Below are 16,974 nucleotides of genomic sequence, written 5' to 3'. Positions count from 1 at the left end.
TACAAACTATTAATTACTGTTTAAAGTCTTTTGATTTTTAAACATGGGTTTATTTGGTTAAGTGAGATGGGTGTCATATGCCATCGTAGCTCAGTAGGTAGAGCGTTCGGCTGTTAACCGATTGGTCACAGGTTCGAGCCCTGTCGATGGCGCTTTTGGGCCCATAGCTTAGCCAGGTAGAGCGTCCGGCTCATAACCGGAAGGCCATGGGTTCGAACCCCATTGGGCCCATGTTGACTAAAACAGTTAATTCATATGCTCCGGTGGTGTAGTCCGGCCAATCATTTCGGCCTTTCGAGCCGAAGACTCGGGTTCGAATCCCGGCCGGAGCATTTTTAAAAACTTGTTAAGATTTTTATGGTTTCTATGTATCCTTAGTTTTTTCATAAGCGGGGGTGCCCGAGAGGCCAAAGGGGACAGGCTTAGGACCTGTTGATGCAGGTCTTCCAGGGTTCGAATCCCTGCTCCCGCATTCTTACAATTTTTTAATAGTTATTTCATTTGCCGGGGTAGGGTAGGTGGTCATCCTCCGGGACTGTGGATCCCGGGACTCGGGTTCGAATCTCGGCTCCGGCCCCATTTATAAATCTATTTTTAATTAGTGGTGCGTTTAGCATGTCATATGTATTTGCTCCGGTGGTGTAGTCCGGCCAATCATTTCGGCCTTTCGAGCCGAAGACTCGGGTTCGAATCCCGGCCGGAGCATTATAAAATATTTTTTTGATTTAATTATTACTTTTCAAATGCTCTCGCATTTTTTTTATATAGTTGTCTGGATAAAATATCATTATAACTAAATTTTTTGTAATTGTTGTGTATATTATGGCTAAGAAAGGATCTACTGAAGAAAGAGAGTTGGTACATAAACTTTGGGAAAGAGGTTTTGCAGCTATGAGAGCTCCTGCATCTGGGGGTGCTACTAAAAAATCATTACCTGATGTTGTTGCTGGAAATGGTAAAATATATTTGGCTATTGAGGTTAAAACAACTACAAAAGATAAAATATACATTGATTCAGTTCAAATTGATGAATTATGTGAATTTTCAGAAATATTTGGTGCTAAACCATATATTGGGGTTCGTTTTAAATACACTAAATGGCTTTTCTTAGAACCTGAAAATACTCCTCGTACTAAAAAAGGCAATTATCGTGTTGAAAAGGATTATGCGCTCGAAAAAGGTTTTGAGATTGATGAAATAGCCGGTATCGATAGGCAAATGAAATTTGAATAAATGGTAATCTTTATATATTATTAAAATAAATCTATTATTGTTGTATGTTATGTGTGGGGTTATGGTGTAACCTGGCATCATCTGGGACTCCAGTTGTCTTTGAAGAAAATACGCGTAACTGAACAGTACCTGTTGTGATGAACAATTGGAGTACTGAGGCAAGAGAAATCCCAGGATCGGGGTTCAAATCCCTGTGACCCCATTTTTATACAAATCTATTTTTCAAAAATTTTAATTACTACTGTTTAAATATTATTTTTTATGTCAAATGTTGTTTTTATTATAGGATATAATTACGATTCAAATTGTTATTTAATTGACAATAATATTTTAGTTGATACTGGTGCTGGTGGAAATAAGGATTATTTATTTTCTAAATTACGTGAAAATGGTGTTGAACCGGATGATATTGAATTAGTTGTCAATACTCATTGTCATTTTGATCATATTGGTGGAAATCATTTTTTCCCAAATGCTAAAATTGCTGTTCATAAATTGGATGCAGTTTCAATTAAAAATAAAGATACTTTAGGAACTTCCATGTCTGCTTTTAATAATGAAGATAATTCTAGTGTGGATATTGAACTCGAAGAAGGGGATAAAATTGCTGATTTTGAAGTGATTCATACTCCAGGACACACTAGTGGTGGAATTTCTCTTTGGGATGGTGAAACATTAATTTGTGGAGATACTATTTTTGCTGGTGGTGGTGTCGGTAGAATGGATATTGGTGGAAGTTATGAAGATATGAAAAATAGTGTTGAAAAACTAATGACATTAGATGTCAAAAGAATTTTCTCAGGACATGGTCCTATTGTTGAGGATAATGGAAAAGAACATATTAAATTGTCTTACTCATATTTATGAGTCTTTTCCTAATTTTTTAGCTACTTTTTTGAATTTTCCTCTTTGTACAAGAACAGATACTTTTTCACCACGGCTAATTGTATTATCTGGTTGTGGAATTATTAATTTTCCGTTTTGATAAGTAGCTATGATGATGAAATCTTTTGAAGGGGAAATGTCTTTGTATTTTTTGCCGACAATTTTATCATTTGTTATTGTCATATCCAAGATTTCACCGTCTCCTTTTCCGATGGTCATTAATTCTGCAGTATTTGGTCTTGTAACGACTTTCTGTAAGTATGATGCGGCTGCTCTTTCAGGACTGATTACCTGTTCAATTCCAACTTCTTTGAATGCTTCTTCGTGATCTGGGTTGCTTACACGAGCAATAACGTGTTCAACGTGGTATTTTCTAACGAGAATACATGAAAGCAAGTTTGCTTCATCGTTTCCGGTTGTTGCAATAAAGTAATTGGCATCGTCAATGTTTACTTCTTCAAGTATTTTTGAGTTTGTTCCGTTTCCACAAATAACCAATGCATCAAGTTCTGAAGCAACTTCAGCACAAAGCTTTGGGTCGCTTTCAATCAGTGTTATGTCATATCCTTCATCAATTAATAAATGTGCTAGAGCAAGTCCTACACGACCTCCGCCCATAATTACTACATAATCCATTTAATCACCTCAACATGAATAATTATCAATATTTATTTTTAAAGATTATAAATCTTATCTTTTAAAAATTTCAAATGCTGTTCTTATTGTGATTAAAACAGGATAAATTTCCAATCTTCCAACCCACATGTTGAGCATGCTTACAATTTTTAAGACGGGATGTATTTGGGAAGTAACTATTCCAAGGTCTAAACCGTTGTTACCTTGAATTGATATTACTGCAAATAAACTGTCGAATGGATCATACCCAAATAGGCAGTATAATGCCCAAGTAAACATTATGAACATTAAATATAATGTTATGTAGTTTCCTGATTGTGCTACTGCGTTATCGGGTATTGGTTTTCCTTGTAATTTTATTGGAACGACTCTACCACTTGGAGATAGGATTTCACGGATATGCTTGTATATTCCTTTGAAAAAAGTAATCAATCTAATAAGTTTGATTGCACCTACTGTTGATCCGTTAGAACCTCCAGATAACATTAAACAGATTAAACATATTATTACAAATGATGGCCAACCGGCCATAGTTAAATTAGGTACTACGTTTGCTCCTGTTGTTGTAATTGCAGATACAACTGTAAACAATAAGTCCATTGGAACAATATTGGACACATAATAAAGCATTAATGTTACAAATGCAATCACACAGATAATCACTTTAAACTGTAAATCTTCAAACAAAGATTTTCCTTTTGTTTTTATAACTCTATAATGGACCAAGAAGCTTGTTGCGCCAAGTATCATTAGCACAATTGTTATGAAATAAATTAAATCGCTGTGGTAATACCCCATATTTGCATTTTTGACGTTCATACCGCCTGTTGAGATTATACAGAATGTGTTACAGAGAGAATCGAAAAATGGCATTCCTGCCAATGCATACAGTATTATTCCTGCGGCAGTATATATTATGTATATCTTTATTGTCTTTTCAAGTGTAGCTTTAATACTTGGTCTTAAACGTTCTTCACGTGCTTCTGAATGGTATAATGTGGATGTTGCAGTTCCTGGTTTTGATAAAATAGTAATTATCATAACTACAACTCCTAAACCTCCAATCCATTGTTCAAAAGCTCTAAAGAATAGTATGCTGTGGGGCAATATTTCCAAATCGTTGAACAGGGTTAATCCAGTACCTGTAAGAGCAGACATGCTTTCAAAGATTGCATCGATTAGTGGTATATTGGTTGCAAGTGCAAAAACAAGTCCTCCAATTATTGCTGCCCATACCCATCCAAATGCAGAAATGATCATACCATGTTTAAGTCGTACATTTTTAACATAATATTTTTCGAGATATTTCATTAAAAAGAGTCCAAGACCTATTGATATTGCTGCAGGAACCACAAAACTGATTACATCAAATTCAAAATATATTATGTCGAACAGTAATGGAATCAAGCACATTACTCCAATTCCCATTAATAAATATCCTGAATTCACTCCAACAATGCATAAGTCGGTTTTTGTTATATATCTCATTAATGTATTATTTTGAATAAATTTCTATATAAATTTATAAGTATTGAAAATATAATTTAATAGTAATTATGAATAAAAAATCAGTATTTTTCCTTGGAATAAGTGTCTTTATATTAGCCATAATGTTATGGTTAGTTGGGATAGATGATGTCATTGTCGCATTGGCGGTTGCTAAATTGGAATTGATAGCGTTAGCTATCGCAGTTCAGGTATTCACTTATGGGTTATATACATTACGTTGGCAAATACTCAATAATTTGGCAGATATCGATACTAGTTTTAAAAAATTATTCCCGATGATTCTGGTTGGTCTTGCAGTCAATAACATAACTCCATCAGGACGTGGTGGGGGAGAACCTGTAAGAGCATACATTTTAGCTAAAGAAGATAATTATCCTATGCAGGAAACTTTCGCTACTGTTGTTGCTGATAGAGCACTAGATACTTTTCCTTTTGTTGTATTGGCTGTTATAACAATTATTGGTATGACTTTTTATTTTAGTTTTGATTTGTGGCTGCTTATTGTAATGATTTTAGCAGTAATTGCTATTGTTGCTCTTTTGGCAATGATTATTTACATGTCTATAAATCCTAAATTCGGAAAACGTGTTGATGGTTGGATAATCAAACTAGTCAGAAGATTCTATAAGAAAAATTCTGAAGAATTGGAAAATAAAATCCATGCTGTTATTTTAGACTTCCAGAATACTATGAAAGTTGTAATTTCAAGTAAAAAAGTCACATATTATGCATTGCCATTATCATTTGTTATTTGGATTTTTGAAATCTTAAGGGTTTACATTGTATTTTTGGCTTTTGGAGCAACAGTAAGTCCAATAATTATTGGTGAAGTATTTATCATAGCTTCATTGGTTGGTATGGTACCTCTTCTTCCGGGTGGTCTTGGTGCTGTTGATGGAATTATGGTTGTATTCTATTCTGTTGCTGGAATTTCTGCTTCAGTCAGTGCAGCGGCAACTGTAATTGAAAGGTTAATTTCATTCTGGATGGCAACTATTCTTGGAATGGTTATTTTACCTCATTATGGTTCTTCTATTTTGGATAGAAGTTCAATTGTATCATCAGAAGATGAATTGGCCGAAGCAATTGAAAATGAAATTGATAATTAAATAGAAAACTTTATTTTAATTTATACACATAATTTTTATTATAGCAAAAAATTTATTTTTTGTATATTAATTTTGGTGAAATCATGGAAATTAATGGTGTAGAAATTAAAGATACTTACGCAGAAGGTTTCGGAATCAAAGTAACTAGAATTTTAGTTACTGCAGCAACTGAAGAATTAGCAAAAATCGCAGCAACTGAAGCAACCGGTTACGGAACTTCTGTTATTGGATGTCCTGCAGAAGCAGGTATTGATTGCTTTGTACCAGCAGAAAACACTCCTGATGGAAGACCAGGTTATGTCATCATGATCTGTCAAGGTGGTAAAAAAGCACTCGATCATGAATTAATGGAAAGAATCGGAATGTGTATTTTAACTGCTCCTACTGCAGCAGCATTCAACTACCTTGAATCTGAAGATACCTTAAAAACCGGTAACAAATTAAAATTCTTCGGTGACGGATTTGAAAAAGAATGTGACATTGATGGAAGAAAAATCCACTCTATCCCAATTATGTCTGGTGATTTCTTAGTAGAATCTGAATTCGGTTACAAAGATGGTGTAGCTGGAGGAAACTTCTTCATTTTAGCAAAAGACCAAATGACTGGTGTAGAAGCAGCACAAGCAGCTGTTGCAGCTATTTCCAAAGTTGAAGGTGTAATTACTCCATTCCCTGGTGGTATGGTTGCATCTGGTTCTAAAGTAGGATCCAACAAATACGCAAAATTCTTAAACGCATCAACCAACGAAAAAATGTGTGTAACCTTAAAAGGTGAAGTAGACTCTGATATCAGAGACGATGCTGATGGTGTATTTGAAATTGTTATTGATGGTGTAGACGAAGAATCCGTTAAAGCAGCTATGAAAGCTGGTATTGAAGCAGCTTGTGCAGTTGATGGTGTACTTGAAATTAGTGCAGGTAACTTCGACGGTAAATTAGGTGCTTACATCATGAACTTACAAGAATTATTCTAGAGAATTTTATTCTCTTTTCTTTTTTTTATTTTAATTTATTAAAAATAGTAAAAGTACAATTAATATTTAATCGTAATTGTTTTTAGTTTTCTCGAGTTATTTCCGCTATTTCTTTATTGGTTAGGTTAATCCCAACAACTTCTTCTATTTTCTTTAAATCTTTAATCAGGTCTTCAAATGACTGTTTATCTTTACCTAAGATTAAATGTGAATGGATATTATTAGTAGTTTTGTATAATGTGTCCAATGCATGTCTTTGATCATCATGTGTTTGCAAATAGTTGTAATATTTTTTACCGTCTGCAAGTCTAGTCACATTTATTTCACGGGTAAGGGGTGTTTCAACTCCAGGAATGTGGTAATCAATTGTTTCTATACTACAGTCATATTTGTTGATGACTTTGAATTCGTCATATATTTGATCTACATTGTGTTTTACGGTAATCCTTAAAAGATATGGTTTTGCAGATTCAAAGAACATGTCCTGTCCACCAATTATTTCTGGAGACACAACTTTGTTTGCACCTGCTTTTTTAAGACGAGGGATGTTTTCAACTCTGCTTGCTCTTGTTACAATCCATGCGTCAGGATTATTTTCACGAATAGTCCATACTATGAACAGATTATTCACGTCGTCTCCGGTACTTACAATTACACTGTTACATTTTTCACCAGCTAATCTGGAGATTATATTGTCTTCACTTGCATCTTTATGGAATTTAACTATATTGTCTCCTTCTTCTATGTTTTCACAGATTTCTTCATCTTTTTCAATCACAATGATATTCTGTTTTCTTTTTTTTAATTCGTCAAATACTACTTTTCCAACCCTTCCGAATCCACAAATAATATAATAGTCATCCATATCTTCAATTGCTTTCATTTTTCTAGCTCCTTTTGAATATTCGCTCATTTTTTCCTGGAAACTTGTTAACATGATATTGAATACATAAGCAAGTAATGCAACACCTGAAAGTGCTAATGTTGTTGCAAAAATCTTTTGAATTCCTGTATGTGGTGTATAATCCCCATAACCTACAGTTGCCATGGTGATGATGGAATAATAAATTGAATCAATAATATTTAGGTGCATTATAAAGTAAGAACCTAATATTCCATAGACAAATAATGCGGCAATTAATATCATTCCTGTTGTCCCATATTTTGTTGGTATTTTTGTTAAAAGTCTAATAGTTATTTTTCTCATAGATTTGTTTCCTTAAAATTAAGATAATTATATTTATTAATAATTGTTATATTTTAAGTTAAAGGTGATTTTTTTGGATCCAATTGATATGATGGTTACTGATTATAATTGTGAATATTTAGGTTTATCAAGATTATGCTTAATGGAGTCTGCAGGAAAGTCCTTGGCAGAAGAAGTGGGTAAAATTGCAGTTTATACATTTTCTAAACCAGTTAAAGTAGTTATTTTTACAGGTTCTGGTGGTAATGGTGGAGATGGTTTTGTTGCTGCAAGATATCTGTTGAATAGAGGATATGATGTTGACATATATATGCTGAAAGAAAACATTCACTCCAGTGATGCAAAAACAAATTTGGAAATATTGAAAAACATGAAACCACGTTTGTCACGTTTAAATATTTTTAGTTTAAAAAATTTGGAAGATATTAACAACTGTGAAGTTGCAAGAACTGAAAATAATGAATTTATAATTGTTGATGGTCTTTTAGGAACTGGAATTAAAGGTAAACTCCAAACTAACATTAGGAGGGCTATTGAAGTAATCAATGAATCCAATGGTGTTAAGATAAGTGTTGATGTTCCATCTGGGATGGACCCGTTAACAGGTAATGTCGATGATGTTGCTGTTGTTCCAGATTATACAATCAGTTTTCATAAAATCAAAACAGGAGTCAGGAATGCTGAGGAAGAAATTGTTGGGGGTCTTGTAACTGCAGATATTGGAATTCCTTTTGAAGCAGAATATTTTGTCAATTATGGTGACTTTTTGAGACTTAAAAATAGGGATTTGTCTTCTCATAAGGGAAACAATGGTCGTTTATTGATTGTTGGTGGTTCTGCAGATTATTCTGGCGCTCCTGCAATTGCTGGAATGGCAGCAATCGGTGCAGGTGCTGATTTGGTTTATGTTGCTTCACCTCAAAAAGCGGCTGAAGCTATTAAGGCAACTTCTCCTGATTTGATTGTTAAATCACTTGAAGGAGATGAATTATCTTTGGACCATGCTCAGGAAATTATTGAATTGTCAGAGAAAGTTGATGCGATATTGCTTGGTCCTGGAGCAGGAATTTCTGATAACACTTTAAAATTATTTAATTTACTTGTTGCAAAAATCAAAAAACCTATTGTATTGGATGCAGATGCATTAAAACAGGTTGAATTATCTTTAATTAAAAATCGTGAAGATGTAATATTGACTCCACATATTTATGAATTCAGGTCATTTTTCAAGGTTAAAAACGATTTGAAATTGGATATTGACTCATATGACTTTAAGAAGGTTGATGATAATATAACTGAATTCCAAATTATTTCTCGTCAAATTAAAGGGTCTGTAATCGTAAAAGGTCAATATGACTTGATTTTATCAGGAACTAAATTCAAAATTAATAAAAGCGGAAATCCTGGAATGACTGTTGGAGGAACTGGTGATGCATTATCAGGAATTGCAACTAGTCTATTCGCTCAAGGTTTAAGTGCTTTTGACAGTGCTTCATTGGCTGTCTTCATAAATGGTGTTGCTGGTGACAGGGCATATGAAGAAAAGGGAAATGGATTTTCAGCTACTGATTTGGTATCTTTTATTGGTAATGTGATTAAAGATGGATTATGTTAAGGGAATTTTCAAAAACCGTCCAAACAGGTTCATAGCGGAAGTTGAAGTTGATGGCAATTTGGAAATAGCTCATGTGCCGAATACTGGCAGATGCAAGGAGCTTCTTGTTGACGATGCTATTGTTTGGCTTAAACCGTCTGATAATCCAAAAAGAAAAACCAAGTTTTCACTTTACTTCGTTGAAAATAAAAATGTCTTGGTATCACTTTACTCTCAACAAGCTAATTCTATTGTATATGATGCGATTGTTGATGGCAAGATTAAAGAACTTGTCGGCTATTCTACACATCAAAGAGAAAAAACAGTTGACAATTCAAGAATAGATATATATCTTGCAGATGAAAATGAGGAATGTTATGTTGAAGTGAAAGGTGTGACATTGATTGTAGATGGAGAAGCCAGATTTCCTGATGCACCAACAGAAAGAGGTGCAAAACACCTGAAAGAATTGATAAAACTTAAAAATGAAGGAAATCGCTGTGCTGTTTTTTTCCTGATTCAGCATCCTGCAGGTAAATTCTTTAGACCAAACTGGGAAAATGATCCAGTATTTTCAAAAACACTAAATGAAGCACATGCTAATGGTGTTGAAGTTCTTGTTTATAGGTGTGATAATCAATTGGATGGTATAACATTGATACCGGAATCCCTAGATTTTGATTTGACTGAAAACCTCTCCGATAGCGTCATTGATGACGAGTGAAGCAAGATTGTCGTAAGGTGTTTCGCTTTTATTGATTAAAACAAGATTTTTGCCATTAAAATAGTTTATAAGTCCTGCAGCGGGATAAACGACAAGTGAAGTACCACCAATAATTAATGTTTCCGCTCTTGAGATGTAGTCGATGGAAAAATTCATGATTGTATTGTTTAGAGGTTCTTCATATAAAACGACATCTGGTTTTACGACTCCTCCACATTCACATCTTGGAATCCCATCACTTTCTAGAATGTGGTTCAATCCATATTGTTTTCCACATATCTGACAATAGTTTCTGTGGATACTTCCATGGAGTTCCATGACATTTTTGCTTCCTGCCTTTTGGTGAAGTCCATCAATATTCTGTGTAATGACGGCTCTTAATTTTCCTGCTTTTTCTAATTTTGCAAGTGCAGTATGTGCTGGATTGGGCATTGCTTCATCAAAAACAAGATTGTCTTTATAATAATTGAAAAATTCTTCTGTATGGTCTAAATAATAGCTGTGGGATACAAGATTTTCCGGTCTGTCTCCATATTTTCTTAAACTTTCGAAAATTCCATTTTCAGATCTAAAATCTGGAATTCCACTTTCTGTTGACACGCCTGCTCCTCCAAAAAACACGATATTGTTTGATGTGTCAATGATTTCTTGCAATAGATTAATTTTAGACATATTTTAATCTATATTGAAAAATGGTATTAATTTTTTTATATGGATTTTAAAAAAATAAGATAGGATAGCTATAAAGCTATCTGTTTAATTTTTGATAATTTGCTGCTTGAAGACCGTGGTACTTGATCATACCTTCAACTTCTCTTTGATCGGTTTCTTTGTCTTCAAAAGTAATTTGTTCAACACTGTGTAAGCTGAATGGAGATTTTCTGACGATTGGTTGGATTGAACCTTTGAATAATTTCATTACGACTTCTCCGCTTACTCTTTCTTGCATTTTATCAATAGCTTGGTCAATGTCTTCTCTTAAAGGTTCTTGCCATAAAGCTCTGTAGATTAAATCAGAGTAAAGGGTTGACATGTATCCAGCAAATCTTAATTCATCAGTAGTTAAAACTAATTCTTCTAATGCTTTGTGAGCTGCAATTAACAATTTTGCACCAGGAGTTTCGTATACTTCTCTACTTTTGATTCCAATCATTCTGTTTTCGATTGAATCTACTCTACCAAGACCGTTGTTTCCTGCAATTTCATTTGCTTTTTTGATGAGGTCGATTAAAGGCATCATTTCACCGTTTATAGCTACTGGAACACCTTCTTCAAATTCAATGGATACTTTTTCTGGTTCATCGTTAGCAGCTTCCCAGGATTTGGTCCATTCGTAAATGTCTTCTGGAGGTTCGTTTGCAGGGTCTTCTAATACGTCACCTTCAATTGCTCTTCCCCAGAGGTTTTCATCAATACTGTAAATTTTATCGTAACTTAATTCGATACCTTTTGATTCAGCATATGCTTTTTCTTCAGTTCTGGTTAAATTCATTTCTCTGATAGGTGCAATGATATCTAAATCGGACATTGCAAGAATGACTGCTTCAAATCTGAATTGGTCATTTCCTTTACCAGTACAACCGTGTGCGATAGCTGTTGCTCCTTCTTTTTCAGCAACTTCAATGATTTTTTCTGCAATTAATGGTCTTGCAAGTGCTGTACTTAATGGGTATCCTTCGTATTCTGCATTTGCTTTAATTCCGCGTGTGATGTATTCGTTAGCAAATTCTTCTTTAGCATCGATATTGTAGTGTTTTAATCCACCAATTTTGGATGCCATGGTTTTTGCTTTTTCCATTTCTTCGTCGCCTTGACCAACATCTACACATGCAGTAATTACTTCTACATCGTATTTTTCTTCTAATAATTTAACACATACGGAGGTGTCTAATCCTCCACTGAATGCTAAAACAACTTTTTCAGTCATATTTAATCACCGTTATAATTATAATAAATAAGATTTATTCATTTGATAGTTATATTTTTAATAGTATTTATAATTTAGAATTTTCTAGATGTCAACTAGTAAGTTCTCATTTTCAACAAATTCAATAAGCCTTGTGTATGTTGGACTATTCTTTAGGGTTTCTTTATTTCCAACTATTATCAATTTTCTTTTAGCTCTTGTTATTGCAACATTCAAACGTCTTAAATCCTTTAAAAATCCTATGTTACCATCATCATTACTTCTGACTGTTGATATAATAATAATCTCTTTTTCTCTTCCCTGAAATCCGTCAACGGTTTTAACTTCAACAGGAGTTTTTTCCTGTATCACTTTTACCTGGTCTGCATATGGGCTGATTATTCCAATATCTTCTTCACTGATTCCAGCATCCAGGTAGTCTTTAGCAATTCTGACAGCTATTTCTGATTCCAATTGGTTCATTATGGATTTTGAATCTTTTAGATGTGCTTCTCTGTTGTTATCTACATTTGATGTGTTGATAAAAAGCAATGCTTCCTCATGATTGTTTGAATTTAGCAAATCATCAATTTTTATTTCATCAACACTTGCATCACTTTTCAATCCATTATTGTAGAATTCCTTGTTTGGGAATTTCATAAGCAATTTGTTCATTCTATACTGAACATTCAACAGCTGTGATTTGGAAGGGTAAATTTTAATCAACTCTTCAAACAATGTTTTTTCTAAATCTCCTGCCTTTGCACTTATTATTGTTGGTGGGAGTTGTTTGTGGTCTCCTGCAAGTATGAATCTGCGAGCTTTTGCAATTGGAATCAATATGCTTGGTATTGTTGCCTGTGAAGCTTCATCTATGATTGCAACATCGAATTTTGTTTTTGCTATTGAATCAAGGGCTGCTGATGAATTTGTTGCAAGAATAACATCACTTATTTCAATGATGTCCCTAATCATTTTGTTTTCTACTCTTTTTATGTCATCATGAAGTTCATCGATTTCCTGATTGCATTCAATCCACTGTGCCATTGATTTCATTTTTTCAGGACTGACTCCACGTCCTCCTTTTCCTTTTGATGCATTGTGCAATATGTCATAGTTTCCATATCCTCTGCGCAATTGTGGAGTTGGCCTTGTGAATGAATTTCTTTTTTCTATTAATTTGTCAATCTTCTTGTGGATTTTCTTGATTCTTGAATTCAATTCGTGCTTTTCAACCTTGTATGCTAATGTTTGTGTGATATTGTGATCTGATACCCTTTGAGGATGTCCAAGTCTTGTAAGATTCAATTTTTTATTTTCCATCAATCTTTCAAGGATATTGTCAACTGCAGCATTACTTTCGGCTGTAGCAAGCACCTTGTGATTTTGTCTTGTCTCTTGTGATATTAATTCAACGAGAGTTCTTGTTTTCCCGGTTCCAAATGGTCCATGTATCAAAAAGAAATTTTCACATGAAAGTGCATTTTCGATTGCTGATTTCTGTGATGGGTTAAGTGAATCATCAATGTAGTCAATATAGGGGATGTGTCTGTTTTTTCTAGGGTCTCTGTCTGTTAGGATGTACTCAAGTGCATCTTTTCCTCTTAAGCTTAAATGTCTTAAGTTATCTTCCATTCTCTTAAAAGTTACATCATTTGCATATAGGTCAATGCGGACTTTCTTTCTTAAAGCCCATCTTGGAATTCTTTTGTCAAATGCAACTTTGATGAATCTTGACCCTTTTTCGGTAACTGTTCCTGTCAAATCACTTTTGAGGGGGTCTTCTGTACTTATTAAAACCATATCTCCAACAGAAATTTCAGTTTCAATTCTGTCTGATCTTCCAAATTGGACAATCTGTAATCCTAATTCTTTACCAATAAACTTTCCTTTAACTTTATTTATTGCTCTTCCTAACTCTTCTCGTTTTTTACCAGACATTGTGCTGATTTCTTGTGTCATCAAATCTATTTCAGCATCTCTTTCATAATTGACAAGTCTGATTAATCTTTTAATGTATTTCTTCAATTTAATCCCTATTTTTAAATAGGAGTTTTTATGTATATTTAATTATGCATTTAGAAAAGCTAGATCAGTTTGGAAATTTGGAAATGAGTTATATTTCAGATTTTTCCGGAGGATACATTTCAAAAAATGAACATATTTTGAAATATTTGGATTTGACTCCTCTCAATCAGTTTATTTTAGAAAAATCTGTTTATGGTACTCCAATTTTCAAAGTCGGTGGGGGTGGAAAGAAAATAATGATTGTTTCAGGTATTCATGGAAACGAATTACCTCCTCAAATAGCTAATTTATACATGATAAATGAATTATTAAATAAAGATTTGAATAATACTGTCTATTTAATTCCATTTGCAGCCCCAAAATCTTCCATGGATAATGAGAGAACATTGAATTCTCTAGATTTAAATAGGGCGGCCCATATTAAAAATTCAGTCAGTAATTTGATTATGCAGGCTATTGAAGAACTTGGAGTTACTGCTGTGGGTGATTTCCATTCAACTTCTTTTAATTCAAACCCTGGTTGTGAGTCAGTATTTTCATCAAAATCCCCAACTCCTGAAAGTTTTCTCATGGCAAATTATATTTCAAGGGATGTTGGTTCTGAAATGCTTTCTTTTGACTTTGCAGGGTCTATGTATAAAGGAGCCCTTGAAGATGTCTGTAATCTGAATGGTATTCCATCAATCACTTGTGAAGTGTTATCTCCATTTGGTAGTGTTGGCAAAGGCACTGTCGAAACATCTTTCCGTCAAATGAAAAGTTTTTTATCTTATTTTGGAATTTAATATTACTTTTCAAATGCTCTTGGATTAATTACTTTTAATTATATTTAGATAATATTTGTAAGGTGATTTGAGTTGTCGTCTTATAAAGGACATTCCATATTTGCATTGTTACTTGCGTGCATGTTTTTTCACAGTCCTCTGTTAATTGCTTTAACGTTAATTGGTGCAAATATTCCGGATTTTGATCATAAGTTCAAAAAGGAGAATGTTTATAGGATGATTATATTGGGATTAATAATGTTCATATCATTGTATATACTTAAATTACCTTATTATATTGGTTTGATTGTAGTATTCTTAGGTGTAACATTTTATTTTTCTGAACACCGTAGTTTCACTCATTCGCTTTTTGGGGTATTAACATTAACTGCTGCAGTTAGTTTGATATTGATTTGGTCACTACAACTGATTACGGTAGTTTCAATGTTAAATGATCATTATTTGATTTTGGCAATATTGATTGCTTTATTGGGCTTTTTGTTTTTGAATAAAAAGTTATTGATGATTTTTTTACCAATATTTTTCATTAGTTTGTTTGTAGTTAAAACAGGGGACTTTTCCTATATCGAAATAGTTTTAAGTTTACTTTTGGGGGTATTTTCTCATATTGTCATTGATTCATTTACTCCATCAGGAATTAAACTATTTGCTCCGTTATCTTCAAAAAAAGTTTATAAAAATTTTGGGTTGATGGTGGTTTTCGCATTGGCGGTATTGTCAATGTTGTATCATGCTCCTGTCTTGTTCAAATTGTTTGAAATGTATATCAAGTATTAGAAATTGTAGTTACAAACAAAGAAAAGTCCTGATTTTTAATCCATAAACAGAATTTGGAGACAATATATAAAACTGGTAATTCTATTAATGGTCCAATTACAAGAGCAATTGCTATTAATTCATGGTTTGGGAATGAATTTATTGCAATAGCCAGTGCCAGTGGGGAATTGCGAGCAAGTGTTGTCATTGTCAGGCTGGCATACTCTGAATATGTAAAATTTATTTTTTCAGACAGTAACAGGTCTATTATTGTATTTGCAATAAAAAATATAATCAATGGTATGAATATAGAAATTACTGAGTTTAAATTATCAAACAAAAGACTTCCTTGACTTGAAAATATACAAAAGACAGCTATTGATAAAAACCAAATCTCCAAAGATGAAATGGTACCTGTCACTTTTTCTTTTATTGTTTCATTTAAAAGGAATTTGGTAATCTGTGCTCCAACAAAAGGAATTACAATTACAATTAATATTGAATAGATGATTTGCATATAATCCATTGAATTTCCACTTGAAAAGAAAATCACTAAATAAATTGGAAGAAGTAATATCTGTAAAATTAAATTTAGTGGAAGGATGGATAAACTTAAATTCAAATCTCCTTTTGCAAGTTTTGTAAATACTAGATACCAATCGGTACATGGGGTTAGAATCAGCATGAAAAAACCAATTAGTATGTCCACATTTCCTTTTAAAAATAGTGATCCCATGAAATATCCGAATAGTGGTGTCCATATGAAATTTATTGCTAGGCTGGTTAATGTGAATTTAACATTTTTAAAACTGTTTTTTAATTCATTGAGATTGACTTCCAGGAATAATCCGTAAATCATTAAACATAAAAATAGGTTTATCAAATTTCCTGTATTCTGAGCTATTATGTTGATGTTGCTTAAAAGAAGGCCTATCAAAACTGCAGAAAATATAATTATTGGTTCTATTTTTTCGACTAAATTCATAAGCACACCTTTAGGTATGCCTAAATTTATTTTTCATAGTATATAATCTTATTATTTTTTGATATTTTTTCCTTTAAATTTGAATTTCATTAATGTTTTAATCTTTATTTGTGTGATAACATGTGTTTAATGCTTATTTATTTTTTTTAAAAAATTTATTACTATGTTATTTATTTTTCATACACTTTCAAAATAAAATACACAACATTTATAATAAATAATCATGATAAATAATACTGTTATTATATATAGTCAATTTTTTGACTTTTTTAATTATAAAATGAAATGGAGCTTATTAATGTTTTTGACTAGAATTGGTTATGGAATTATTTATTTCTTAGACCTTATTTATGAAATCATTAAATCAACATTTGATGTTGCATTTAATGGTATTATGAGAAGAAATATTGATCCTGTTGTCTTTGACATTGAAACTGTTTTAGAAAGGCCAGTTTCACAGACAATATTAGCAAATAGTATTTCTTTAACTCCGGGTACTTTGTCTGTTGAGTTGGACAGTGAAAATAACATTATCAAAGTAGCTACTATTTCTCCAAGAAAAAAAGAGGATGTTATTCCTTTTGAACCGTATATAAAGAAAATGTTGGAGTAAACTCCTTTTTTCTTATTAAATAATCGAGTG

16 protein-coding genes and 7 tRNA genes are annotated in these 16,974 nt (G+C 32.9%); 16 read left to right on the top strand and 7 right to left on the bottom strand.

The window, feature by feature from the left end; all coding sequences use genetic code 11:
• Positions 1–79: 79 nt before the first annotated feature.
• The 9 genes from MR875_03265 (at position 80) to MR875_03225 (ending at position 2,100) form a co-directional block, all read left to right on the top strand.
• A tRNA-Asn gene (locus tag MR875_03265) sits at positions 80–152 on the top strand.
• Between the two features lie 5 nt (positions 153–157).
• Positions 158–231, top strand: a tRNA-Ile gene (locus MR875_03260).
• 26 nt (positions 232–257) lie between these two features.
• Positions 258–332, top strand: a tRNA-Glu gene (locus MR875_03255).
• Between the two features lie 57 nt (positions 333–389).
• A tRNA-Leu gene (locus MR875_03250) sits at positions 390–472 on the top strand.
• A 31-nt stretch (positions 473–503) separates the two neighbouring features.
• Positions 504–579: transfer RNA gene (locus tag MR875_03245), tRNA-His, on the top strand.
• A gap of 51 nt (positions 580–630) precedes the next feature.
• Positions 631–705, top strand: a tRNA-Glu gene (locus tag MR875_03240).
• A gap of 117 nt (positions 706–822) precedes the next feature.
• Complete coding sequence (locus MR875_03235; protein ID MCI6993865.1) at positions 823–1,233, top strand: Holliday junction resolvase; 411 nt, start codon at positions 823–825, stop codon at positions 1,231–1,233.
• Between the two features lie 55 nt (positions 1,234–1,288).
• Positions 1,289–1,435: transfer RNA gene (locus MR875_03230), tRNA-Trp, on the top strand.
• A gap of 59 nt (positions 1,436–1,494) precedes the next feature.
• Positions 1,495–2,100, top strand: a complete 606-nt coding sequence (locus MR875_03225) for an MBL fold metallo-hydrolase (GenBank protein MCI6993864.1) — start codon at positions 1,495–1,497, stop codon at positions 2,098–2,100.
• On the opposite strand, the gene MR875_03220 is transcribed toward MR875_03225, so the two are convergent.
• Both MR875_03220 and MR875_03215 read right to left on the bottom strand, forming a co-directional pair.
• Positions 2,095–2,754 carry a TrkA family potassium uptake protein gene (locus tag MR875_03220; GenBank protein ID MCI6993863.1) on the bottom strand — a complete coding sequence of 220 codons (660 nt, stop codon included), beginning with the start codon at positions 2,752–2,754 and terminating at the stop codon, positions 2,095–2,097. The two genes, MR875_03225 and MR875_03220, sit on opposite strands and share 6 nt — an antisense overlap.
• 54 nt (positions 2,755–2,808) lie before the next feature.
• Positions 2,809–4,242 (bottom strand): TrkH family potassium uptake protein, encoded by a 1,434-nt coding sequence (locus MR875_03215; protein ID MCI6993862.1) that lies wholly within the window; start codon positions 4,240–4,242, stop codon positions 2,809–2,811.
• A 68-nt stretch (positions 4,243–4,310) separates the two neighbouring features.
• On the opposite strand from MR875_03215, the gene MR875_03210 reads away from it, so the two are divergent.
• Together MR875_03210 and fhcD are read left to right on the top strand one after the other, a co-directional pair.
• Positions 4,311–5,372, top strand: a complete 1,062-nt coding sequence (locus MR875_03210) for a UPF0104 family protein (GenBank protein ID MCI6993861.1) — start codon at positions 4,311–4,313, stop codon at positions 5,370–5,372.
• Positions 5,373–5,455: 83 nt separating this feature from the next.
• Positions 5,456–6,346 (top strand): formylmethanofuran--tetrahydromethanopterin N-formyltransferase, encoded by an 891-nt coding sequence (fhcD, locus tag MR875_03205; protein ID MCI6993860.1) that lies wholly within the window; start codon positions 5,456–5,458, stop codon positions 6,344–6,346.
• 82 nt (positions 6,347–6,428) lie between these two features.
• On the opposite strand, the gene MR875_03200 is transcribed toward fhcD, so the two are convergent.
• The gene (locus MR875_03200; protein MCI6993859.1) at positions 6,429–7,553 is read right to left on the bottom strand and encodes an NAD-binding protein; all 1,125 of its coding nucleotides are present in this window, start codon (positions 7,551–7,553) and stop codon (positions 6,429–6,431) included.
• A 73-nt stretch (positions 7,554–7,626) separates the two neighbouring features.
• Here MR875_03200 and MR875_03195 point away from each other — a divergent pair, with 73 nt between their 5' ends.
• Both MR875_03195 and sfsA read left to right on the top strand, forming a co-directional pair.
• Complete coding sequence (locus MR875_03195; GenBank protein MCI6993858.1) at positions 7,627–9,168, top strand: NAD(P)H-hydrate dehydratase; 1,542 nt, start codon at positions 7,627–7,629, stop codon at positions 9,166–9,168.
• Positions 9,155–9,871, top strand: a complete 717-nt coding sequence (gene sfsA, locus MR875_03190; GenBank protein ID MCI6993857.1) for a DNA/RNA nuclease SfsA — start codon at positions 9,155–9,157, stop codon at positions 9,869–9,871. Before MR875_03195 ends, sfsA begins: the two co-directional genes overlap by 14 nt.
• Here the strand turns inward: sfsA and MR875_03185 are convergent.
• The 3 genes from MR875_03185 to MR875_03175 all read right to left on the bottom strand — a co-directional run bounded on the left by MR875_03185 (position 9,818) and on the right by MR875_03175 (position 13,805).
• Complete coding sequence (locus tag MR875_03185; protein MCI6993856.1) at positions 9,818–10,543, bottom strand: NAD-dependent protein deacylase; 726 nt, start codon at positions 10,541–10,543, stop codon at positions 9,818–9,820. The genes sfsA and MR875_03185 overlap by 54 nt on opposite strands.
• A gap of 76 nt (positions 10,544–10,619) precedes the next feature.
• Positions 10,620–11,798, bottom strand: coding sequence for an argininosuccinate synthase (locus MR875_03180; protein MCI6993855.1), 1,179 nt, complete (start codon positions 11,796–11,798; stop codon positions 10,620–10,622).
• Positions 11,799–11,882: 84 nt separating this feature from the next.
• Positions 11,883–13,805: an IGHMBP2 family helicase gene (locus tag MR875_03175; GenBank protein MCI6993854.1), complete on the bottom strand. Its 1,923-nt coding sequence runs from the start codon at positions 13,803–13,805 to the stop codon at positions 11,883–11,885.
• 44 nt (positions 13,806–13,849) lie between these two features.
• Between MR875_03175 and MR875_03170 the strand changes: the two genes are divergently transcribed.
• Both MR875_03170 and MR875_03165 read left to right on the top strand, forming a co-directional pair.
• A complete protein-coding gene (locus tag MR875_03170) occupies positions 13,850–14,590 on the top strand; it encodes a succinylglutamate desuccinylase/aspartoacylase family protein (GenBank protein ID MCI6993853.1) in 741 nt (246 codons plus the stop codon).
• 72 nt (positions 14,591–14,662) lie between these two features.
• Positions 14,663–15,367, top strand: a complete 705-nt coding sequence (locus tag MR875_03165) for a metal-dependent hydrolase (protein MCI6993852.1) — start codon at positions 14,663–14,665, stop codon at positions 15,365–15,367.
• On the opposite strand, the gene MR875_03160 is transcribed toward MR875_03165, so the two are convergent.
• Positions 15,357–16,331, bottom strand: a complete 975-nt coding sequence (locus tag MR875_03160; GenBank protein MCI6993851.1) for an arsenic resistance protein — start codon at positions 16,329–16,331, stop codon at positions 15,357–15,359. The genes MR875_03165 and MR875_03160 overlap by 11 nt on opposite strands.
• A gap of 298 nt (positions 16,332–16,629) precedes the next feature.
• Between MR875_03160 and MR875_03155 the strand changes: the two genes are divergently transcribed.
• On the top strand, positions 16,630–16,944 hold the full coding sequence (locus MR875_03155; GenBank protein ID MCI6993850.1) for a monovalent cation/H+ antiporter subunit E: 315 nt from the start codon (positions 16,630–16,632) through the stop codon (positions 16,942–16,944).
• The last annotated feature ends 30 nt before the right edge of the window (positions 16,945–16,974 follow it).

The organism is Methanobrevibacter sp., from assembly GCA_022775905.1.
In the GTDB taxonomy this organism is placed as follows: Archaea; Methanobacteriota; Methanobacteria; order Methanobacteriales; family Methanobacteriaceae; genus Methanocatella.
The sequence above is the reverse complement of the archived record's forward strand: the minus strand, read 5'-3'. Positions and strand labels throughout refer to the sequence as shown.